At 56.9% G+C, this 21,188-nt stretch carries 20 protein-coding genes and 3 pseudogenes; 9 read left to right on the top strand and 14 right to left on the bottom strand.

All coding sequences use genetic code 11. The annotated features are described in order from the left end of the window. Positions 1-162 precede the first annotated feature (162 nt). Both N8E89_RS24530 and N8E89_RS24525 read left to right on the top strand, forming a co-directional pair. Complete coding sequence (locus tag N8E89_RS24530; RefSeq protein WP_262262424.1) at positions 163-579, top strand: HD domain-containing protein; 417 nt, start codon at positions 163-165, stop codon at positions 577-579. Further along, positions 576-1,214 (top strand): DUF6766 family protein, encoded by a 639-nt coding sequence (locus tag N8E89_RS24525; RefSeq protein ID WP_315975708.1) that lies wholly within the window; start codon positions 576-578, stop codon positions 1,212-1,214. Before N8E89_RS24530 ends, N8E89_RS24525 begins: the two co-directional genes overlap by 4 nt. A gap of 250 nt (positions 1,215-1,464) precedes the next feature. Here N8E89_RS24525 and N8E89_RS24520 read toward each other — a convergent pair. From N8E89_RS24520 to N8E89_RS24495, 6 genes and pseudogenes are all read right to left on the bottom strand, one after another. Beyond that, positions 1,465-2,465 (bottom strand): annotated as a pseudogene (locus N8E89_RS24520) (IS30 family transposase). A gap of 110 nt (positions 2,466-2,575) precedes the next feature. Next, positions 2,576-3,589: an IS30 family transposase gene (locus N8E89_RS24515; RefSeq protein WP_262262423.1), complete on the bottom strand. Its 1,014-nt coding sequence runs from the start codon at positions 3,587-3,589 to the stop codon at positions 2,576-2,578. A 157-nt stretch (positions 3,590-3,746) separates the two neighbouring features. Next, positions 3,747-4,503: pseudogene (locus tag N8E89_RS24510) on the bottom strand (pentapeptide repeat-containing protein). A gap of 665 nt (positions 4,504-5,168) precedes the next feature. Next, positions 5,169-5,519: a CAP-Gly domain protein gene (locus tag N8E89_RS24505; protein ID WP_262262422.1), complete on the bottom strand. Its 351-nt coding sequence runs from the start codon at positions 5,517-5,519 to the stop codon at positions 5,169-5,171. Positions 5,520-5,744: 225 nt separating this feature from the next. Then, entirely contained in the window at positions 5,745-6,143 is a 399-nt protein-coding gene (locus N8E89_RS24500) for a hypothetical protein (RefSeq protein WP_262262420.1), read from the bottom strand. Between the two features lie 164 nt (positions 6,144-6,307). Beyond that, positions 6,308-7,266: pseudogene (locus tag N8E89_RS24495) on the bottom strand (aldo/keto reductase). Positions 7,267-7,317: 51 nt separating this feature from the next. Here N8E89_RS24495 and N8E89_RS24490 point away from each other — a divergent pair. The 3 genes from N8E89_RS24490 to N8E89_RS24480 all read left to right on the top strand — a co-directional run bounded on the left by N8E89_RS24490 (position 7,318) and on the right by N8E89_RS24480 (position 8,569). After that, positions 7,318-7,665, top strand: a complete 348-nt coding sequence (locus N8E89_RS24490) for a hypothetical protein (RefSeq protein WP_262262419.1) — start codon at positions 7,318-7,320, stop codon at positions 7,663-7,665. Positions 7,666-7,948: 283 nt separating this feature from the next. Further along, complete coding sequence (locus tag N8E89_RS29130) at positions 7,949-8,263, top strand: hypothetical protein (RefSeq protein ID WP_315975707.1); 315 nt, start codon at positions 7,949-7,951, stop codon at positions 8,261-8,263. A 111-nt stretch (positions 8,264-8,374) separates the two neighbouring features. Beyond that, on the top strand, positions 8,375-8,569 hold the full coding sequence (locus tag N8E89_RS24480; protein ID WP_262262418.1) for a hypothetical protein: 195 nt from the start codon (positions 8,375-8,377) through the stop codon (positions 8,567-8,569). 625 nt (positions 8,570-9,194) lie between these two features. On the opposite strand, the gene N8E89_RS24475 is transcribed toward N8E89_RS24480, so the two are convergent. From N8E89_RS24475 to N8E89_RS24465, 3 genes are read right to left on the bottom strand one after another with little or no spacing between them, the layout of a single operon-like run. Then, positions 9,195-9,836, bottom strand: coding sequence for an Isoquinoline 1-oxidoreductase subunit (locus N8E89_RS24475; RefSeq protein ID WP_262262417.1), 642 nt, complete (start codon positions 9,834-9,836; stop codon positions 9,195-9,197). Between the two features lie 2 nt (positions 9,837-9,838). After that, positions 9,839-11,995, bottom strand: coding sequence for a xanthine dehydrogenase family protein molybdopterin-binding subunit (locus N8E89_RS24470; RefSeq protein ID WP_262262416.1), 2,157 nt, complete (start codon positions 11,993-11,995; stop codon positions 9,839-9,841). Positions 11,996-11,999: 4 nt separating this feature from the next. Then, a complete protein-coding gene (locus tag N8E89_RS24465; RefSeq protein WP_262262415.1) occupies positions 12,000-12,458 on the bottom strand; it encodes a (2Fe-2S)-binding protein in 459 nt (152 codons plus the stop codon). Between the two features lie 470 nt (positions 12,459-12,928). Here N8E89_RS24465 and N8E89_RS24460 point away from each other — a divergent pair, with 470 nt between their 5' ends. Together N8E89_RS24460 and N8E89_RS24455 are read left to right on the top strand one after the other, a co-directional pair. Then, positions 12,929-13,153 (top strand): hypothetical protein, encoded by a 225-nt coding sequence (locus tag N8E89_RS24460; protein ID WP_410010414.1) that lies wholly within the window; start codon positions 12,929-12,931, stop codon positions 13,151-13,153. Further along, the gene (locus N8E89_RS24455) at positions 13,135-13,593 is read left to right on the top strand and encodes a ferritin-like domain-containing protein (protein WP_262262414.1); all 459 of its coding nucleotides are present in this window, start codon (positions 13,135-13,137) and stop codon (positions 13,591-13,593) included. Before N8E89_RS24460 ends, N8E89_RS24455 begins: the two co-directional genes overlap by 19 nt. Before the next feature lie 147 nt (positions 13,594-13,740). Here the strand turns inward: N8E89_RS24455 and N8E89_RS24450 are convergent, their stop codons facing one another. Both N8E89_RS24450 and N8E89_RS24445 read right to left on the bottom strand, forming a co-directional pair. Then, on the bottom strand, positions 13,741-16,416 hold the full coding sequence (locus N8E89_RS24450) for an AAA family ATPase (protein WP_262262413.1): 2,676 nt from the start codon (positions 16,414-16,416) through the stop codon (positions 13,741-13,743). A gap of 8 nt (positions 16,417-16,424) precedes the next feature. After that, on the bottom strand, positions 16,425-17,138 hold the full coding sequence (locus N8E89_RS24445; RefSeq protein ID WP_262262412.1) for an adenylate/guanylate cyclase domain-containing protein: 714 nt from the start codon (positions 17,136-17,138) through the stop codon (positions 16,425-16,427). A 109-nt stretch (positions 17,139-17,247) separates the two neighbouring features. Here N8E89_RS24445 and N8E89_RS24440 point away from each other — a divergent pair, with 109 nt between their 5' ends. Beyond that, positions 17,248-17,544 carry a hypothetical protein gene (locus N8E89_RS24440; protein ID WP_262262411.1) on the top strand — a complete coding sequence of 99 codons (297 nt, stop codon included), beginning with the start codon at positions 17,248-17,250 and terminating at the stop codon, positions 17,542-17,544. Between the two features lie 326 nt (positions 17,545-17,870). Here N8E89_RS24440 and N8E89_RS24435 read toward each other — a convergent pair whose 3' ends face one another. The 3 genes from N8E89_RS24435 to N8E89_RS24420 all read right to left on the bottom strand — a co-directional run bounded on the left by N8E89_RS24435 (position 17,871) and on the right by N8E89_RS24420 (position 20,248). Continuing rightward, positions 17,871-18,176 carry a hypothetical protein gene (locus N8E89_RS24435; RefSeq protein WP_262262410.1) on the bottom strand — a complete coding sequence of 102 codons (306 nt, stop codon included), beginning with the start codon at positions 18,174-18,176 and terminating at the stop codon, positions 17,871-17,873. A gap of 526 nt (positions 18,177-18,702) precedes the next feature. Beyond that, the gene (locus tag N8E89_RS24430; RefSeq protein ID WP_262262409.1) at positions 18,703-19,062 is read right to left on the bottom strand and encodes a DUF4142 domain-containing protein; all 360 of its coding nucleotides are present in this window, start codon (positions 19,060-19,062) and stop codon (positions 18,703-18,705) included. Positions 19,063-19,627: 565 nt separating this feature from the next. Further along, positions 19,628-20,248 carry a hypothetical protein gene (locus tag N8E89_RS24420; RefSeq protein WP_262262408.1) on the bottom strand — a complete coding sequence of 207 codons (621 nt, stop codon included), beginning with the start codon at positions 20,246-20,248 and terminating at the stop codon, positions 19,628-19,630. A gap of 447 nt (positions 20,249-20,695) precedes the next feature. On the opposite strand from N8E89_RS24420, the gene N8E89_RS24415 reads away from it, so the two are divergent. Further along, a complete protein-coding gene (locus N8E89_RS24415) occupies positions 20,696-20,926 on the top strand; it encodes a DUF899 family protein (RefSeq protein WP_262262406.1) in 231 nt (76 codons plus the stop codon). Positions 20,927-21,188: the final 262 nt, after the last annotated feature.

Raw genomic sequence — 21,188 nt, 5'->3', positions numbered from 1 at the left:
TCGAATCCTCGACAGTATCTTGCGGGGACCTTCGGGGAATCCTTTCCACTCATCGGGTTGATGTCCAATCGCTCAGCGCATGGAAGAAAAAAATCGGCGCTCCACGGAACGCGTTCGGCTCGCAAGGGTTTGAACGTTATCTAATCCGCAGGAGACTTTCAAATGTCACCCCTCGAGCATGCCATCTCAATTGCTGCCAACGCCCACGCTGGTTATCGCGCAGACGACGAAGAGCCCTATATCCTCCACCCGTTGCGGGTAATGATGGCCCTGGACGAAGAGGATGAAATGATCGTCGGGGTTTTGCACGATGTTGTCGAGAAGGCCACATGGTCTCTCGATAAACTCCGTTCAGAAGGATTTGCCCCTCATATCCTTGAAGCCATAGATTCTGTGACCCGTCGCGAAGGCGAAGATTATTTCGACTTCGTGCAACGCACGCGCGAGAATAGCCTTGGGCGGCGCGTAAAGATTGCCGATCTGAAAGATAACATCGCAAAGGTCAGATCACAGCCAGAGGATCCGACAGCGCGTGAGAAGCTGGCCAAATATGAAGAGGCCCTGACGCGTCTTTCATGAATCGCGCAATTAAACGACGGAGAACCGATATGCGTTTCTTACGCAAAAATGGCCTCACCATTGCTCTTTTGACTGCATTCCTGGCAAGCATGGTGGGCATGATAGTCGCTGGGCACTACCATGAAAACGAACAGCTGGCGCAGCATGGACTGCAACAGATATCAGTCGGGCAATACCTCACGAACGAGAATTTCTTGTCCGCTCTCTTTGAAAATTGGGAAAGTGAGTGGCTACAGATGGCGACCTATGTCGTTCTCACTGCATACCTGTTTCAGAAGGGATCAGCCGAGTCCCGGGATCCGGACGAAGCATCCGAAGAAGGGCATGGGAGTGACAAGCCGCGCTATCCGACCTGGTCGAAGCGTTCACCTCTGTTACGTTGGCTATACCGATACTCGCTCGGTCTCGTGCTGGTGTTCCTGTTCATTTTTTCCTTCGTGGGGCACCTTATCGCCAGCCATTTGGCAGAAAATGCCGAGGCCGTGATCCATGGCAATAACAAACAGTCGCTTCTCCAATATATTGGCGGCGCGCGGTTCTGGTTCGAATCCTTTCAAAACTGGCAATCGGAGTTTATTTCCACTGCAACGTTGGTCGTGTTGTCGATCTTTCTTCGGTTCAAAGATTCTGCCTGAATCGAAGCCCCTCAGCGCTAGCCACGACGAAACCGGTGCATAGGATGGGGTAAGAAAGAACGGCTGCTGATCGTTGAGGTAACGCAGGACTTTGACGGAAACGCTGGAAGAACGGGCCCGCGAGGGCCGGTCTATGCCGCGCGATATCAATGTGTCCGGTAGTACTGGCTTTGGGATGAAGAACGCGCTTTTTCTACTGGTGTGAGTTCTCGCTGAAGCGCGACTTTGGAGCATCGGCAAGCTAGCGCATTTATTGCGTCCTCGCCATGATCTTTTGCCGGAACACTTCAGCGGGTGTTTTGTAGCCGAGACATTTGCGCGGTGTTGCGTTCAGTCGATTGCAAATATCTGTGAGATCCCGGTCGCTGAGAGACAGTGGATCGACGTCTCTCGACAGCCATTTCCTGGCCCGTCCGTTGGTGTTTTCGACCGTACCTTTCTGCCAGGGCGATTGCGGATCGCAGAACCATGTCTGGGCTCCCAGGCTTGCCTGCAGGTAGGGCCAGTCGGTGAATTCGGTACCGCGATCGAAGGTGATCGAACGGCGGGCGAGGTGGGGCAGGGATTGCAACACCTAGATCAGCCCATCCATAACAGGCTTCGATTGCCGGTCATTGTTGCGCAGGAAGACGGCAAAGCGGCTGACGCGCTCGACCAGAGACGTCACATTGGCCTTGCCGAACTTCTTCTTGAACTGCATCAGATCGCATTCCCAATGGCCAAACTGTTGGCGTTCACGCACAATGTCCGGCCGATGCAGAATGTTGAGCTGCGGGCTGAATCGGCGACCATGGCGGCGTCGGGCATGCCGTGGCCGACGCCGGGCGCGTCGCTCCGGAAGATGTCGCCATAGCTTGATGGCATGGCCGTCCGAGGTTAGGCGAACTTGTAGATCGTCTCATGGCTCACGGAAATCGGATGCCGCTCCAGCTGCAGCCGACCGGCAATCTGTTGCGGCGACCACCCATGCATAATGCGCTCGATCACGGATTGGCGCAGATGCGAGAACCGCGCCAGCTTACGCAGCTTGGCACGTCGTGCCCGCGCCATGTCGTTCGCCGTTACGCAATAGTAGCCATTGAGATCCGGCATTTGCGAATCCGTGAAAGCATTGCGTCGGAGCTCGCGAAAAATCGTCGAGCGGTGCCGTCCGAGTTTCTCGGCAATCAGATCAACACTGATACCAGCCGTTCGCCAGCGGGCGATCTTGCGGCGTTCATCCATGTCGATCTGGGAGTAGGTGCGTTTCATGGGCAAGTCCTTGCGAGTGATAAGCCATTGTTATCTATTGCAAGTCGCACTTCATCCTTGAACCCACCCGTGTGGGTTCTATTTCAAATGCAACGGCGGGGTGGGGCAGGCTATTCCGGCAGCGATACTATTTCAACAAGTTGTTCTCTGAACACTTCGCTCGGGGTCCTGTAATCGAGGCACTTTCGCGGGGTCGCGTTGAGACACTCGCAGATGGATCGCACTGATTGATGAGGAAGGGACAAGAGGTCGGTGTCACGCGGCAGATAGCGTCTCACTCTTTTATTCATGTTCTCGACCGAACCTTTCTGCCAGGGTGCTTGCGGATCGCAGAACCATGCCTTCGTACCCATCCCGGTCTCCGGATCGCGCCAGGACACGAACTCGAAACCACGGTCGAAGGTGATGCTCTGTCTTGCCGAATGCGGCAGTGCTGACAGCTCATTGATCAGACGCCCCATGATCGGTTTCGATTGCCGGTCATTGTTGCGAAACAGGACGGTATAGCGGCTCTTGCGTTCCACCAGTGTCGCAATATTCGCGTTGCCATACTCCTTGCGAAAGATCATCAGATCACCCTCCCAATGCCCGAACTGGCCACGGTCATTGACCTGTTCTGGACGGTGGCGAATGGCCATAAAGTCGGGAAACACAAGGCCTCTCGGTCTTCGTGCATAGCGTGGCTTGCGTTTGCGACGACGCTCGGGCAGGTGACGCGCAAGCTCCTGGGATTGCCCATCTTCAGAATACACGTACCGGTAGATTGTCTCGTGGCACAGCCGGTGCTGAGCATCAGGCTCTCTCTTCAAGCGGCCGGCGATCTGCTCTGGAGACCATCCGGCCTTCAGACGATCAATGACGACATGGCGCAGCTGCGGATGCTGATGCAGCTTGCGATATGACCGCCGCCGCTGTTCATAAAGACTGTGTGCTGTTACGTGCCAATAGCCATCCGCCTGCGGAACTTCCTTGTCGCGCCACCAGTTGCGTTTGATCTCGCGGTGGACCGTGGAGCGGTGACGACCAAGAACCGAAGCGATCTGCGCCAATCGTGCCTTGGCTTGTAGCATCCGTGAAACCGTACGGCGTTCATCAATCGTCAATTGCGTGAAACTGCGGGGCATTCCATCCTCCTGAAAACAAAGAGGGTTTTGTACGTGTCGCAATTGAAAATAGAATGTGCCCCCCTACAATTTGAAATCGCATAATCAACATTATGGAACAGTCTTGTGGCTGTTGCATTTTGTGTCGAAACCGCTTTTTTCATTGTTGAATAATCGGCTAATCTGGAACATCTGCTGGGCAAGGCCAGCTGGAAGGAGTCTTAAGTCCAGCCGGCAGTTTTGTCTTAGCCGCCGCCGCAGGCAAGGTCGATCTGCCTCTGCTCCAGCCCCTGTGCGACCGAGAGGTCCAGCCCCTCGATCCTTGTGAGGAACATGAAGGCGCGGTCAAAGACGAGCGGACCCTCGAAGGTGGCATGACTGAGATCTGCGCGTGAAAGATCGGCGAGCGAGAAGCGGACGCCCGTCAAGACCGCTTGGTCGAAATCTGCGCGTCCAAGCTCTGCCTTCTCGAAGCTCGCTCCAGTCAGCTTCGCTCCGCGGAAGTTGGCGCGCTGCAGCTCGGCGTTTGTGAAAGATGCGCCGACAGCCGATATGTCGGCAAAATTACAGCGGTAGGCTTCGACCTCGGAGAAATTGGCCTTTTCTGCGTTTGCACCGGCAAGCGAGGCGCGCACGAGGTTCGCCTGTACCAGGTTCGCCGTCTTCAAATTTGACTTGCTGAGATCGGTCCCAGAAAAATTGGTACTATGGAGGTTAGCGCCCTCAAGCTCGCTACTTGGGATCATGATTTTGCTCTTGCTGCAGTCGCTCCAGTCCAATTCAGGTGCGGCCAATGCACTGCAATCTGCCGCTGCAGCAGGGTATGGAACACATATACTGGCGATAGCCGAGGATAACGAGACTGCCACAAAGGCGGCAGCCGACAATTTCTGCGCTCCACGCGATCCCATCAGCTTCTCACCGAAGATACTCATAATGCTGCTCCGTCGCATATCATTGGGACAGATGTTTCAAGGTCAGCATAGATCAAATGGGATGCGGCCAAAAGCGCTTAAAATGCAGCGAAATACATACTGGATTCGTCGCCCAGATCGGGACAACGAACTCCTCTCCCCGCTACTACGGTTGAGCACGAGTCTCTTGGCTTAGTCGGCGCTGACCTTATGGTCTCATGCGCTTTTTTTGTCAGCGTGCGGCTCCAAGTACTTGGCTGCGTTAAGCTTTTGCCCTGCCGAAGAGCGAAGATTTTGCGAACCCATATTTTGTTGGTGGCCGCGCGCTTCAGAGTGTATTCTCATTTTGCCCTGTGACCCCAAATTTTAAGGGCAAACTTCCAGAGGAAGCCCGCAACTACATCTCCCTAGCAGCCCTGCGTGGCTTCCTCTTTCTTCCCCATCAATTCCGTAAATCATTTTCCGGTGGATAGGTTCAAAGCATTGCTTAGTCGTCGTTCGCCTCCGGGTGTATTCTGGACGCCTGACTGCGCATTGCCGCCAAGCACGCAGTCAGCCTTTGGCGGAACAGCGACGACGGCGCGACGGTCCCCCACCAGCCTGCCCGCTCCTGTTCCGCCACTTTTTGGCGCTGATTCAGTCAACAATCGCTGCCTTAATGAACAGTTCTGCAATCTCGTAACCGTTCATACCTTCGCTTTCTTCTTTGCCGGAGTTTTCGTCTTCGGTTCTTGCGGGGTATCAGGCTTGGGGGCCAATAGCCCTCGCAACGCGCTAATTTTATCTTTCACCAATGGACGGAACCTGGTCGCCCGATACGGCATATCGGCGGCACCATATCCTTCGGGTCCATCATCATTGCCGCGGTGTATTTCTTCGACTTTGATCCCGACAAACTCGCCGTCGATATAGTGCTTGTACATGCCAACCCAGCGGACCGTGTAAATCTGACCCTCTCGGATCAGTTGGTCGATGCTCACGTTTTTGAATTTGTCGTCGATGCAAACGACTTTTTGGCCAACATAGAAATCGTTCATGTGGCTGTCCTTTTTTCTATCCGCCTGTCGTCAAACAAATCAGTTGAGCAGCATTTGGTCCAAAAAGCTCTCACTACCTTCTCGTATAGCATTCCCGTCAAAGCATGTCTTTGATGGGTTATCCCGCAGAGGTCCCTAGCGACGAACTGCAATTGACCGATAGGAACCGCGTCAAAGCATTCGAGCCATTTTGATGGTCTTTCTCGAATATGCTGTGGCAATCCTTCATAAGGTCGCTGACAGCATCTGCTGAGGCTCCTGATCTAACGGCATATTCGCGCCGTCATGCACAGCGTCCAAGGCGCCGATGCTGCCGGTCGCACCGACAACCAGGATTTTGAGACCAGGTTCGCCCATCGCACTCAAGCGCAGGGTTTCGTCGTATACGCGATTATCCCCGGGCAATGTCAGATGACTAAAGCCGGCCAGGGCCGGGTGATTCAGCACATTACCTAAGGTGCTGTCACGGGTTAGTCGATCTTGCGAGCTGCCGGTTTCCCGGTTCTCTGCAATGCCGATTTTCGCGCGATCCCCAGATAGCCTGTCCTTCGCTTCGGCCTCCAGACTGGAGGGCACAAGGAGCATCATTGCCAGACTAATGGAGTAAGCTGTAACGGCACCCATGCGGATCACCTCCATACATACTAGCCCTTGTCTCAGCTGCCGACAAAGCGAAGATGGGCCGGAAGAGTGGACTGTGGTGGACGTGTCGATCTCAACAAAGAGCTTGGCATCGAGCTTGACTGTGCATGGTGTTCATCTGCAACCCGCGCCTAGATTGCCGTTCTTTAGTGGCCTGTCATCTTCAACACGGCTTCTGGAAGACGCGCCCCCTGCACCTCAATCTTCGAAGACTCGGTCCGAATCTCAGCAAGATCGTCAGCAGACAATTCCAAGTCGACGGCACCGAGGTTTTCCGCAAGGCGGTGCAGCTTGGTAGTTCCCGGAATCGGAACGATCCAGGGCTTCTGTGCTAATAACCACGCGAGTGCCACCTGTGCCGGTGTAGCGCCGTTGCGATCGGCGACAGCCTTGATTATACGCACCAGCCTCATATTAGCCTTGCGGGCCACTACCGAGAATCGAGGCACCGAACTGCGAAAATCGCCCTCGTCAAACTTTGTATTCTCGTCAATTTCCCCGGTCAGAAATCCGGCACCCAGCGGACTGAAAGGAACGAATCCTATGCCGAGTTCTTCGAGAGCAGGAAGAAGCTCCGCATCCGGACCACGCCAGAACAGCGAGTATTCGCTCTGGACGGCCGTGACCGGTTGGACGGCATGGGCGCGGCGGATGGTTTGGACACCAGCTTCAGACAGGCCGAAATGCCTAACTTTGCCTGCGGCGATAAGGTCCTTCACGGCGCCGGCAACATCTTCGATCGGAATGTTGAGATCGACGCGGTGCTGGTAGAACAGGTCGATGTAATCGGTCCGCAAGCGCTTGAGGCAGGCATCCGCTACAGCTTTGATATGTTCTGGACGACTATTGATCCCGCCGTAGCGCTCGCCGGTCTCCAGATTGATGTCAATGCCGAACTTGGTGGCGAGGACGATCTTGTCCCGAATGGGCTGAAGCGCCTCGCCGCCGAGCTCCTCGTTGGCAAACGGACCCGTAGGCTTCTGCTGTGTCGAAGAGAGTGACCCCGCGATCATGTGCGTCCCGATAAGCCGGATCATCTCACTTTACCGCCCGGACCATAGACCGCCGTCATGCCCATGCATCCAAGGCCAAGAGCTGATACCATTTTTCCAGCGCGCGCCGATCGAGATGCAGGTCGCAATGGCGTCGGTGCGCGATGTCTCAACTGTTCTGGCCTTACTGCTTGATGGCGGGCATTCCACCGGCGGGACGGCTTGCCGGCGCTTTCCTGCGCGTAGGGCGCGACGCCTTCGCGGACGAAATCGTGGCGTCCTTTAAAGCGGCCGGGTATGACGTGCGCGAGTCCGATCCGTTCGCGGGACAAGCTGGTGTGACCGCCATCCCGGCGGGGGTATCCCTGGACAGTCGTCAGGGTGGAAGACCGCAGGGCCTATTTGGCGGGCTGGAGGAGGCGAGCGGCAATGTGAATGTGAAGCCGTTTGCCGCCTTCCTGGCGGAGCAGGTAAAGTGGCCGTCTGAACAAGCAAGTCCCGGCCTACGCTAACGGAATTGCGTAGGGCTAGTCATGTGCACATACAACCCGGCCAGGCGAGTTGAAAACCAACGCAGACATCGTCAAGCAGGATTGGCCGGACACTTTCGTGGACGAGGCGAGATCTCCGCGTACATGTCTCCGCGCTGAGGAAGGCACTGGGGAGACACACCGCGAGCCGAGATTCATTGCAAACGTTCCGGGGCGGGGATACACGTTCATCGCCCCGGTCGAGCTCCGTAGCCCGGCGGGCGTTTCTTCCCCCTTGTCTTACGAGTTCCGGCCAGAGCGCCTCATGCCCCGCATCTTCGGGCGCGAGCATGCTGTTGCGGCGATCACCAGCCAGCTCAGCAAGGGACGTCTAATAACCATCGTCGGACCGGGCTGCCTGCCAATTGTATGCCGCGGTTTTGATTCTCAAAAATACCGGAGATCGAAAGTGGCCACGCGCCTTCCGGCTATAAAATGCTGCTACTGCCATGGTGACAAGCAAAACAGCCGCAACTATGTGAAGAGCGATTTTCATATTAAGGTCCTGTGTTTCGACCAGTCATCATTAAATAAAAAAAGCGCCGCATTACTGCGGCGCTTTGGGTCCATCCCCTGTTGATTCACTTTGCTTTACAATGTCGCGCTTGCGTGGCCGAAGTCTAGTAGATGGTGTGGTGTCGCCGTCCGCTGCGGACTCTGCTACGCTCAACGAAAACGGGAAACTTCGGACATGACCGAAGATGACGAATTGATGGCGGAAATCAACGCCCAGGCCGAAAAAGCCGAAGAAGCACGCCCTGAGACGATCGACGTGTCAGCTTTGGCTTTGACCCTTGGAGCCAAGTTTCCACACCGTAGCGTTGATGAGATCAAGCAGAAGATCATTGACGTGTGGCGAGCCTACGACCTGTTCTACACAGAATGAAAGGCCCTGGGCTCCTATGGTCGTCATTGATGAGCATCTTGGTTCACGTCTAACAGTCTCTTGGCGAGATCTCCGCGAAATCGGCTCACTAAAGAAAACGATCCAAATGACTGCCCGCACAACCGTGGCAAGAAATATGATCGGCTTGTCGCCATAGCTGAAACCCGTCATGAGCCCGGGTGTCCGCGCGAAGTGGTGATCGTATATACTCCAAACTTTCCGAGCCGTTCCACTCTTCACAACAATCAGAAGCGCCTTAGCCGCTCTGTGGTACCAGGGGAGTGCCTCCTGTCGAATTGCCAACAATCCGATCAGACCCTCCCTTAACCGTCGTCGAAACGTCGGAGTCAACAGAACAAATTTGGAGCGTAAGTCTGTCTTGTTCTTCGGTCGTTAGCATCTGTTACCTCTCCGCGAAACGATACTAACGATCAATAAAGAAACGCTTTCATGTTCCAGAAGCTATCTATTTCCCTAAATCACGGTGGTGCCGCTTTTGGCGCAAAACGGTCACTTCCGGCCGCTCACATCGATAGCGAACACTTCAACCGGGTCTGAACCGAAATGCTGGTGCGTTATGGTGGTCTGCAGCACTCAGCGCAAGGATCCATAATGGATTTTGGCATTAATCCGGACACTCGGCACCGGTCTTCACCCAGGCGGCGACCAGTGCGGCGAAAGTCTCCTGCGAGCCGGGAGGGGCGCTACGCCCTTCGCCCGGGTGCCAAGCCCATCCGACCAGGTGGTCTTCGCCCATGTGAGTTATGAGATCGGCGTGCGAACGGTTGCCGTTGCGGCTCGTGTCCTTGACCTGCTGGCATATCTCGCTAACCTTCAGCCCTTGCCAGGCCATACTGGCCGGGGCCAATGACCAGTGTGCGTTACCCGGGATAGATTTCATGCGGCTTCCGACGATCGGACGATTTTCGGGGCCATGGCAGGTGCTGCATGCAAGACCCAACGGACCCAATGAGCTATTGCTTGCGATCATCAACGGCACGTGCGGATGCTTGTCTTCACCCTGCGTCGGACTGCGTGTCGCCGGATGGCAATTGATGCAGCGTGGATGCGTCAAGACGCGGCTTGCCTCTTCGAAAATGGCCTTCGAGCGTGCCCTAGTGTCAACTATCGTATCGAAGTCAGAGACGGCTTTGAGCGCCCCGGCACCCGATGTCTCGGCGTAACCCCGCAGCGGTCCAACGAGGACAAATGTACCGGCTGTAGCGAGAACGGATACGATCGCAATGGCGGCAAAACGCATGGCCATTATCACACCCTCCGGAATTCGTGCTGGTCGATCGGCAGTGACCGGAGCCGCTTGCCGGTTGCCGCGAAGATCGCATTGAACAGTGACGGGGCGACACCCGGCGTGCCGACCTCCCCTATGCCGCCTGGCGCTTCCGAACTCGGAACGATGTATACCTCGATCTTAGGCGTTTCGTGTATTCGCAAGACGGGAGAGTCGTCGAAGTTGCTCTCGACGACGGCACCGTTCTGGACAGTTAAGCGTCCGTAGAGTGCAGCGCTGAGACCATAGACGATGCCGCTCAATATCTGGGCGTCCACCGTGTCCGGATTGACAACCTGGCCACAGTCGACTGCAAAGACGATGCGATCGATCTTGAGTTTTCCGTCGTCCCCCACGCTTACCTCAGAGATCATGGCGGCGAAGCTGCCGAAATCCTCCGACAGGGCGATACCCCTTCCCTTGCCCCGAGGCAAGGCAGTCGTCCAGCCGGCCTTCTCTGCGGCCAGATCAAGTGCACCGATGAGACGTGGCTTATGCTGAAGCAGCCGCCTGCGGTACTCGAGCGGATCGATCTTCGCGGCATGCGCCAGTTCGTCGATGCCGCCTTCGATCGGGGGGATGTTGCGCGTGGCACCGACGCCGCGCCAATTACCAGTCAACATTCCGTCCGGAGCCTCATGGCGCACGAACTCGGTATATTTGTTCGGGATCGCGTATGACGACTCTGCACCGCCCATGATGTCAAGGTCGATGCCATCGCGGGTAAAGGCCGGCAGCCAGCGTGCCATGACGGCGGGACCAATCACGCGATGCCGCCATGACATGGGCAGTCCGTCTGGACCGAGCGTTGCCGTGATCTTGCTGTAATTAAGATATCGATAGCAGTCGTGGCGGATGTCCTCCTCGCGGCTCCAGGTGACCTTTACTGGACCATCCACCTGTGTTGCGATCTTCGCCGCCAGAATTACGCCGTCGACATCGAGCCTGCGGCCGAAACCGCCACCGAGAAGGTGATTATGAACAACAACCTTATCCACAGGAAGGCCCGTGACGTCGGCCACGACCTGCCGCGCCCGGCCCGCCACTTGGGTGCCGACCCACACGTCGCAACTGTCCTTGCGAACGTGAAGGGTGCAGTTCATAGGCTCCATCGCCGAATGCGTAAGGATCGGCAGGCGGTAGACGAATTCGTGAACCGGCCCGTTTTCAGCTTCGGCCTTAGTGACATCGCCTTCATTAATGTGAGGCAAGGCCTTGCCGCTGATCGTCGCATCCTCCGCGCGCTTCTCGAGTTCGGCCAATGAAAGATCGCCGCTCGGACCAGCGTCCCAGTCGATGGCAATCGCGGCAAGCCCCTTGCGCGCAGCGCCGGTATTGTCAGCCACCACCGCAACCGCGTCCTCGATGAGGACGACCTGTTTGACACCCTTGACCGCCATTGCTGGCTTGTCATCAACGGATCGCAGCTTGCCACCGAAATGGGGACAAATCGCGATAGCCGCGTAGGACACGCCTTCCGGGCGGGCGTCGATACCGAATTTTGCGGTTCCGTTGACCTTCTCCGGGCTGTCAAGACGCCGGATGGGCTTGCCGATAAGCTTAAAGCTCGATGCAGGTTTGAGGAGCACTTCCTGCGGAACCGCCTGGGATGCTGCGGCCTGGATCAGGCTGCCATAGGCAGCGCGGCGACCGCTTGCGGCATGAATGACTTGCCCAGCCTCAGCCGTGCATGTTTCAGGCGAGACGCCCCAACCACGCGCCGCAGCGTTCACCAGCATCACACGGGCGCTGGCACCTGCCTTGCGCATCTGCTCGTAAACACCGCGAATGGCAAGGGAACCGCCTGTGATCTGGTCGCCCAGCAAGGGATTTGCGTAACGGGTAGGATCAGCAGGCGCATGCTCCAGCACCACCTGGTCGAGGGTGACTTCTAGTTCTTCGGCGAGCAGCATCGCCACTGAAGTGTAGATACCCTGCCCCATCTCCACGGAAGGCATGATGAGCGCAATTTTGCCATCGGCGGGAATGCGAATGAAGGGGTTTGGTTCAAGGTCGCCCGCAGCAGCCGATAAAAGCGATGGCTGCAACCCAATGATCAGGCCCGCTCCTGTGAGCGATACGCCGATCAGAAAGTGGCGGCGCGAGACGGAAACGTTGACTTTGTCATGAATCGACATCGCATCACCCCGCCTTTGCCGCTAGCTTGATGGCCGCCCGGATGCGTGGATAGGTCCCGCATCGGCAGATATTTCCCGCCATGACAGCATCGATATCGTCGTCGGTCGGCGACGGATTGGCAGCAAGGAGCGCAGTGGCGGACATGATTTGTCCGGACTGACAATAGCCACACTGCACGACATCGATTTCCAGCCAGGCCTTCTGTACCCGCGCCCCTTCGGCAGTATCACCAATCGCTTCGATCGTGGTGACAGGCTTGCCCACCGCGTCACCGACCGGCATTACGCACGACCGCACGGGTATGCCATCGACATGCACGGTGCAGGCACCGCACATTGCGATGCCACAGCCGAATTTCGTACCGGTAAGACCTATGGTGTCACGAAGGACCCAAAGTAGTGGAATGTCATCATCAACATCGACGGCATAATTAGTGCCGTTAACCAAAAGATTTTGAGACATGTGATCCCCGGCTGAACGCCGTCCCCCGAACAACAGCAAGAACTAAAAGTAGCGAAAACCGCGTGCAGGCGCAATCTTAAACCACTTAGCGCCACATGCCCGGACAGGAACGATACCCAATGCATGGCTTATGAAGTGGCCGTCGTCTCATGAATTTCACTGGATAGATCAACAGTATACCTGTTACTCAAAAGGGCGTTTTTATTCGGACTGAATTTGTCACTTCGCACGCCGGTCCCGGGGCCAGGTCAAAAGCGCTAGAATGGGTAACCGAGACCGACTTGTCTATGGCCATGCATTCATGCTTGTTGTGTTTGGTATTCTCTGTTTGCTGACAATATTCGGATAAGATTCAGTGACAATTGTAAGAGCGCGCTAAGTCGGAAACGGAAGCCGCAACAGATCGGCGGCGTCTCTCCTAAGAATATTGGCTCATTTACGCGTCCCCCAGTTTCTGGTTGGATAGGTAAATGGCGAAACGCTCGACCCGGAAACTTCAGACCATCGGCCTCCTGTCCGATCCTGATGCGCCGCTCAAGAGCCGTCCTGCTGCGAGACGCGACAAGGATCAGCCTCGCTTGCCATTCGATCCGATGCCGCAGCGTATCGAACCCGCTCTGGCACTGCTCGCCAAAAAACCGCCGACCGGGGATCAGGGTTGCGCAATGCCCATGCCATGGAAGAACAGGCCCTGACGATGCTGAAGGGCCAAGAGGGAAGACTCGAAAACTATCCGGATTTACGACAACGCATTTCCCAGCACATCCGCGAGACCGAACGGCACGCCGAGCTCGTTCGCGGCTGTCTGGAACGCCGTAACACCGACACATCCAGTCTGAAGGACGCCGGCGCCAAGTTGGTGGCATTGGGCCAATCGCTCAGCGGCATCTTCGTCAGTGATGAGGTGATGAAAGGTTCGCTCGCCGGCTATACGTTCGAGCATATGGAAATTGCCAGCTACAAGATGCTGGCAGAAGCCGCCCGCTATGTCGGCGACGCCGAAACGGAGAATGTGTGTGAAACTATTTTAGCCGAGGAGCAAGCGATGGCCGATTGGCTGGCCGAGCATGCTGAAGACGTGACACGGACGTTCCTTCAGCGCGAAATCTCGGACTCGGATACCGCCAAGCGATAACCACGCAGGCGCTTCGTCTATGCGGGTGGAAAGCACCGTGCCGAACAGCATTGACGCCAGGTTGGCTCCTTATAGGAATGGCCTTCCGCCCGTCACTGCCACCGTCGCGCCTGACACATAGCTGGAAAGCGGGTCAGCCAGCATGAATCAAATCGATCGGCAACCAGCGTTACCAGCCGCGTCGCAAAGGACCTGCTGGGCTAGCTGTAGATCCAATGTCCCAGAGCCCTCGGTAAATTTGCTGCACAGCGGGGCGAGGAGGTCATGAGCCTCGCCTCCCCGTTTTTGCTCGACCAATAGTCGGGCGAGGCTTGTCGCCGCGCGCAGCTCCCACAAATTAGTGCTTTGCTGTCGGGCTATTGTGGTCGCGCGCCGGAGCCTCGCTTCCGCCGCGGTTCGGTAGCTCATCGGCAACTGCAGCATCAGCTCGCCAGTCTGCCGATGCAGTTCCGCCTCGAACCACCGCTCGCCAGTTTCACGCACTCGGCACCGGGCTTTGGCGAGCAAATCTAAGCCCTTCTTCGCTCCGCCAGCCTGCGTTTCGACTTGCGCGAGCAAGTTTAGAAAAAATGGCAACAGGAAACCCGCTCCCGTCGCTTGCCATGAGGCTAAGCCTTCTCGAATCTGCGTAATGGCAGCCTGCAACTCGCCCGTCTGTCCAAGTGTCCAGCCTCGAACGACCATACCTGCTCCGAGGAAGTGTGGAGATCCCTGCGTTCTGGCGAGCGTGATGAGTGAATCCGCCCGTTCGCAGGCTTCCTCCTGGTCGCCGCGAAGCTGCGATAGGATGCAGCCGTAAAGCAGAGCGTAACCAAGGGTGTTGCGGTGCGATAGGTCCGTTGCGTATGCCAACGCTTCCTTGCTCCTCGTCTGGGCCTGGTCGGGCAGGCCGAGAGCCAATAAGGCCCAGGACAGGACAGAAAGGCCTGCCACCCGAGGATCCTGCGCGAACAGAAACGCGAGCGAACGATGCCGCTGGGGGTCATAAAGGGCGATCGACCGTTCCAGGTATATGCGGGCAATCGCAATCTCGCCGCGTAACAAGGCTTCGGTTCCAACAATTCGATTGCCGATGGTCTCAGCGGCCACATCCTCTTGTTCCTGCGCGCGGCGAAGCAACTCCTCGCCTGCTTTGCGACCGGCTTCGAGCTCCGCCCGCACCACGCGGAACACCCATTCCCCGTAAAGGACAGGAAAGAGTCGGGAGTCGTCGCCAAGCAGCTCGCATAGTTCACGCGCTCGCGCGTTGGCCCACCCTACCTCAGGCGCTGCCCAGCCCTTAGCAGCCATCAGCGCAACGCCAAGGGCGACTTGCAGTTCGAGTTCCTGCCGCCATCGCGCTGCATCGTCCGGTAAGGAAGCAAGCAGCTCAAGCCCTCGGTTCAGATGGGTAATCGCTTCCTCTGTTGCGGAGCGCGCGATGTCCGCTTGTCCGGCCTTAAGCCAGTAGTCGATGGCTGGTTTTAGCAGCCCGGCCTCAGTGTAGTGGTGAGCTAGTAATTCGGGCTCGGCCTGAATCATTTCCGGGAAGCGTTGGTCGATCGCCCTGGCGATTCCCGCGTGCAGCCGCTGCCGTTTCGTGCGCACAAGGGTCGCATAGGCCGCGTCGCGCACGAGCGCGTGCTTAAAGCTGTACGCCGTGCGCAACGATGTCCCATGACGGAACACCAATCCCGACGCGATGAGATCTTCCAACGCTCCCTGCATTTCGTTCGCTGGCAACGACACGGCAGCGGCGAGCAACTCATGCGAGAATTCTCGTCCGATTGCTGCTGCCACCTGCGCTACTTCCCTGGCCGGGGCCAGTCGGTCGAGCCGGGCTAATAGCGACTCTTGAAGTGTAGTTGGAATCGCGAGGGTCGACAGCGGACTGGCGAGCGCGTAGTGGTCGCCTTCGTCCCGGAGCAGTTTGGTCTCGATTAGGGCCCGCGTCAGTTCTTCTACGAACAACGGAACGCCGTCTGTTTTTGCGACGATCCGGTTGAGCACTTCGGTAGGCAGCGCCCGGCCACCCGTCAGCCGCCCGACCATAGCTGCGCTCTGCCGACGGCTCAAACGACTGAGCGTCAGTGCTGTGACATGAGGATAGTGTAACCACGGTGGCACGAACTCAGAGCGGAACGTGATGAGCACTAACACCGGCAAGGACTGCACGCTGTCAATTACAAGGTCCAGTAGCTCGAGCGACGTCGGATCTGCCCAATGCACATCTTCGTATACAGCCAGGACGGGCTGGCGCTTCGCGAGCCCGATGAGCTGATCGACCAATATCTCCAGCGTCCGCTCCTTCTGCTTGTGCGGACTTAGTTCCAAAGGCGGATAGCGGTCGCTTTCTGGAACCGACAGTAGCGCCGCGAGCAGAGGTGCCGCGCTGGCGACATCTTCTGTTGAAAGCGCGAGCAGCGACTCCAGTTTGTCGAGTCTCACTCCGACGGAATCCTCGGCGACGAAGCCGGCCGCTCGCTCCAAAAGACTGATAACTGGATGAAGCCGGCTTGTTCGATGGTACGGCGAGCAGTAATGACTCACAGTCATATGCGGCCCACTTTCCACCCGGCGGCGCAGCGCACGGACAAGGCGCGACTTGCCGATGCCGGGCTCCCCGGCGAGCAGCACCACTTGGCCTTCACACTCTTTCACTGCGTCCCAGTGCTTGAGCAGGAGTCCGATTTCATGCTCACGACCGACTAGCGGGGTCAGGCCCGCCCCGCGCAGGGCTTCGAAACGGCTTTCTACTGCGCTTTCTCCGAGCACGCGCCAGGCGCGAACGGAAGCAGGAAAGCCCTTCAGCGGACGGTGGTCGAGATCAACGAGGTCGAACAAGCCGCCGATCAGCTGCCTAGTGCGGACTCCACCACCACAGCCCCAGGCTCGGCCATACTTTGCAGCCGCGCGGCGAGATTGGGTGTGTCGCCGACTACCGTCTCTTCACGCGCGGCACCTTCACCGATCAATTCGCCGACAACCACCAGACCGGTGGCAATGCCTACCCGAGCGCGAAGGCGCATTCCGGGCGCTGGTTTCAGACCGCGCACCGCCTCGACGGCAGCAAGTCCTGCCCGCACGGCCCGTTCGGCCTCATCTTCGTGAGCGCGCGGATAGCCGAAGTAGGCGAGCACACCATCGCCCATGTACTTGGCAACGTGCCCCTCGAACCGCCCAATCGCACCAGCAACCGCACGTTGATAGCCCCGCAGCAATTCACCCATCTCCTCTGGATCAAGCCGCGTTGAGAGCGCCGTCGAGTCGACCAAGTCGACAAACATCACCGTTAGCTGACGGCGCTCCGGCTCTGGGATTGATTTGAGTGTCTCAGAGGCCGTGTCTACCGTATCCACGGCTGAGCCGGTCGCCTGCGCCGCTGACTCGCGCAGCACAGCAATGGCGGCGAGCAGTTTTCGGCGGTGGCCTACTGACGCGACGCCGATGCTAATCAAATCCTCGGCCGTAAGATCCTTAAGGACCTTGGAGTCGATGTCGTTTTGGTGGAACGCTTCTTCGTACTGTCCCAGCCCGTGCTCGCGCAGCCAGCCGCTGACGCCCATGGGGCCTCCTCCTCCCTCTGCTTGCGTGCAAGATTTCGCAGCATACCCCAGATGACTTTGAGCGGCACGAAGAAATGCCAAATCGGGCCAAAGGTACGCGGCGTTGCTGGTGTCGGCGAACGTGAATACGCTGCTTGGTATCGGCCAGCCTATCGGATCCGTGCGGTACCAGGATATCGTCGGCGACACATCGAGATGGCGCGACGAGCACCGGGATCAGATCTTGAATATGGACAGGTTCGATAGGTTGAAAAGGGCAAAGACCATTGTCGCCGCAACGAGCGAGGATATCTTCGACGTGATCGCCGAACTGAGGAAAGACGACCGGAGGCACTACAACCGACGCAAGCCGAACCGGACAGCAAACGGGTGGCGGAGACCTGCGACAGAACACACAGCTGGGTGATGGTGATGGCGTTGAAAATGTACCTCTCAGCCGAAGGCTCAGACATGCTAGCTGTCCAGCGGGGTCGCGAGCAGGATTGCTGACGGGGACGTCCACAATATGGCAGACGTCCTGGGTGAGATCAGCGAAATCACAACCGTAAGGTTGGCGCATGAAGGTGCGGCTGTCGGTGATGTCCGCACGCATCTTTAAAAGGAAGCCGTTCATCTGAGGGATCATAGGCCGAAGGCAGTCACTGCTTTCTTCGGCACTAGATAGCAAATACCATCTTAGGCCCGCTCGCGGAAAGGGTCTTCGTCTCTGGGTCGCGGATGGAGGTCGACGGACTATATGACGCCGATTGGCATATAGCGGATGATAACCTTGTCCTGGTGAAAACGGCGTTCGAGTGCGACACGCCGTCTGCGCCAGTCCGTCAAATCAATTTCTTCCGTCATCACCTCAAATATGACAATCTCGTCGTGGCTCGCCTCTGCACCCTCCCTCCAAAGCCCCTCTGCCGGCGCTCGCAGATAGGCGGTGACTCCATCAAAGCTGCTGGCCAAATCTTCCTTTACGCGATCATACTCTGCACTTTCGAAAAGCTGACCATTATTGTCGGCACAGGGAAGCAGGATCTGGACGAGATGCATGGCTAACGCTCGCTGAAAATGGTTCAACGCTTATGAGTCTACTGTGTTCCCTCGCCTGATTGATGACTTCCCACGGCCGTATGTCTCACTGCGCAGGGAGCTACCGTCGTTCGATGAAAAGCTTCGATGCTGGCGGATTGGCAACGGAAGTGGTGAAATCAAGATCTCATATTCGACCTTGAGCGCAAGTACCCGGGGAGAACGACTGCGGCGGCAGATGAGCTTAGGCGCACCGAGTGCGGAGCATGGTACTTGCATGAATCCACGATCAGCCGTCTGTGAACCAGGTTCAAGTTCATGGTTAATTCCCTGTTACGGACGGAGCGTACCCTTGACGGGCTGATGCCTAATCAGCGAGAGGCTCGATCTGCCGCTGTGTTGAGTGTTTGGCGGGTCGGGCTCGGCACTTTTGGCTATCACCAACGATGAATCCTAGCTAATACTCGGTATCAGAAACTTGGCCGAAAAGAAGGCGGCGAAGCTTCAGGGGACTTGGTCCGCTTAAGGTGGGCCAAGTCTCTGTTACTCAGATTTGAAGGCGCTTCGACTGCGGTATTTTGATTGAATTCCGGTCCATTAGCGTAAACAGACAACTTGTGTGCTGGAGCTTCTGAGAGACTGCCCTCAAATTGGATGTCCATCGAAGATTCATTTCCCTTGTCTGCAGCGACGCCCCTACACCCCACTCACGAATAAAACCATTCATATGCAGATTGTGTTCCAACGCAGGTCGTGTCGTTGCCGCCCAGGCCTTCAAAACCGCATTTTCCCCTCCATCGCCGTAACGTTGAAAGAGGTCAACGGCATCCTTATGAGTGGCAACCTGGTCCGAATGGTACTGTTCCGTAAACTCAGTGCCCTGCAAATCCTTCAACTTGGCGAGCATTTCTTTGCCTCTGCCATTGACGTTGGAGGAATTGCTCTCACCTGACCGCTCTGGAGCAGTTGCTTCAGTTCAACGGTTGTCTTCTTATGGTCCGCAATCCAGTTGTGCTGAACCATCTGCGGATGGCGCAAAATATCGCCTCGGCTTTAACGGGACAAGCCTGCCGCTAAATCGTTGCTCTCCAGGCAAAATGAGGTGGTGGTAATGACCAACTCACTAATAGGTTGCCTTTATTCGATCGATCGAGACTCATAAACGTCATCTGCCCGCCAGCACGATCGGTTTTTACTTGGTCGGCTCGCCGAGGTTGTCCGCAACCACCGCTCCCGCTCTCCCATGGGTCGTGGTGCTCCAGTGGTGCTGTCCCTTGTAGTCTGTTGCTCCAATTCTGCATTGAGTTCCGCACCAAGGCCCCGTCCATGCTCAAGGGGTTCCCCATGCGGCGGTCCCGCGATGTCCCTATGATTGGTTCCCATTGAACGAGAACCCCTCGTGTTCTTCTGCGACAGGAGCCGCAGGTTTGTTGCTGTCTGCCGTCGAAACGGCCGCTGCGCCAGACGCCGCATCACCTCCGCTTCATGGTGTAGGATCGAGCTCTCGTGCGTCCGATGTCGCGTCTGGCAGCGCGCTGAACTTTGTCATCCTCGATATGGGGCAGCGGTTGATCGATGTCGTCCCGCGTTTCTTCACCCGACGAACTGGCGACACCCTCCACGGTCGAGACCTGCGGATCGCCGGTTCGGTCATACTGGGACGGGGGCAAGTCTTCCGACGCGGTCGGCGACCAGCCTTCCGAACGCCACGACTCCGCCCGTTCATCGATGTCAACGCTCCCCTCATCATCAAGAATGTCGAGGGCTTTGTCGGCCAGCGCACCGCTTACTTCCGTGACCGTGACCAGGAAGCCGCCGCGGCGAAGTCCTTCGTAATAAGTGCTCCTGTCTTCAGCAGGAAATAAGAAATCCCCGATCGATTCCCAAAAGCCCATACGGCGCTCATCGGAAGTAGCATTCGGGTCCAAGGTATCGTCGCCCTCAACGAGACGAACTTGGTCTTGGCCAACTCCGATGTCCGCCAATCGCAGTATTGCCCTCTCCGCCATTTCCCGATCTTCGTAAAACGCCGTCAATGTATCGGAAGCGTCTGAATCATAACCACCGCTTGAGTCTTCGTTGTAGTTGGACATTTTGGTCGTCTCCGGTTATTTGTTCTAAATTTCAGTAACCGGCCGTTCTGGAACGTGGCGCGAAACGCCACGGGGTGTTCAGAGGTCGATCTTGCGTTGCTAACAAACGGGATCCCGGATGGTTCCCATACTATGCCTGATCTGGACATTATGGCACCGGTCCCGGTTCGTCGTTTGACAAGTGTTGTCGCGGGGGTATGGGTGTCGTTCCCGACACAGGTATAGACCGACTTCTTGCAAAACCCAGAATCCCTTGCGCCATTGCGAGTCAATTGACGAAGCGATTTGTGTCGCTATTCTGCGTCACGCATCTTCAGAGCAACACCATGCCGTCTAGCCGATAGTCGTTGCGCAAACAGGCAACATTTTCAGCGGAGGAAAATATGGCTCGACAAGAAGGTCCCGGAGTGCCTGCTCCGTCTATGCGCGAACCCATTGGCGAATTCGATGTGGATCTCGGAAGATGAATGGAACGCTGCCCGCGAGAAGCTGCTCGCCGAGGAAAAGCCCTTGATGAAAGCCAAGGATCGTCTCGTCGCCAAGCGCAGACTCCTTCCGGTGACCGAAGTTGACCGCAACTGGCGACAACGGAGGCTCGGCCCGGAGGTTCCCAACGCATTAGGTCAAGTCTCCCCGATGGAGAGCTTGGAGACCATTCGACTGAGCTGGCTAAACTGATGCCAAGTGCCGTGCACGCGATCTCGACGAGACGCCCCCCATCGCTCTCCATTGCTTCACCTGATCAGTGACCTTCATGCTGTCCCTGACCAAGCTCTGTGATTGTCGCGATGTCGGTGTGCCGCCCACTTCGTTGACGATATTGTCCATTCTCCGAGGAAGCGCCGAGGCGCTATGTCGTCAAATGTCATTCGGCCGTCGCCGGATGAATCTCATCGTCATAGGGAATTAAGAACAGGTGGTTTCTGGTCACCAGGTGATG

The sequence above is a fragment of the Phyllobacterium sp. A18/5-2 genome, assembly GCF_025452215.1.
Taxonomy (GTDB): domain Bacteria; phylum Pseudomonadota; class Alphaproteobacteria; order Rhizobiales; family Rhizobiaceae; genus Phyllobacterium; species Phyllobacterium sophorae.
Note: the sequence above shows the minus strand (reverse complement) of the source record. Positions and strands in the feature narration are given on the sequence as shown.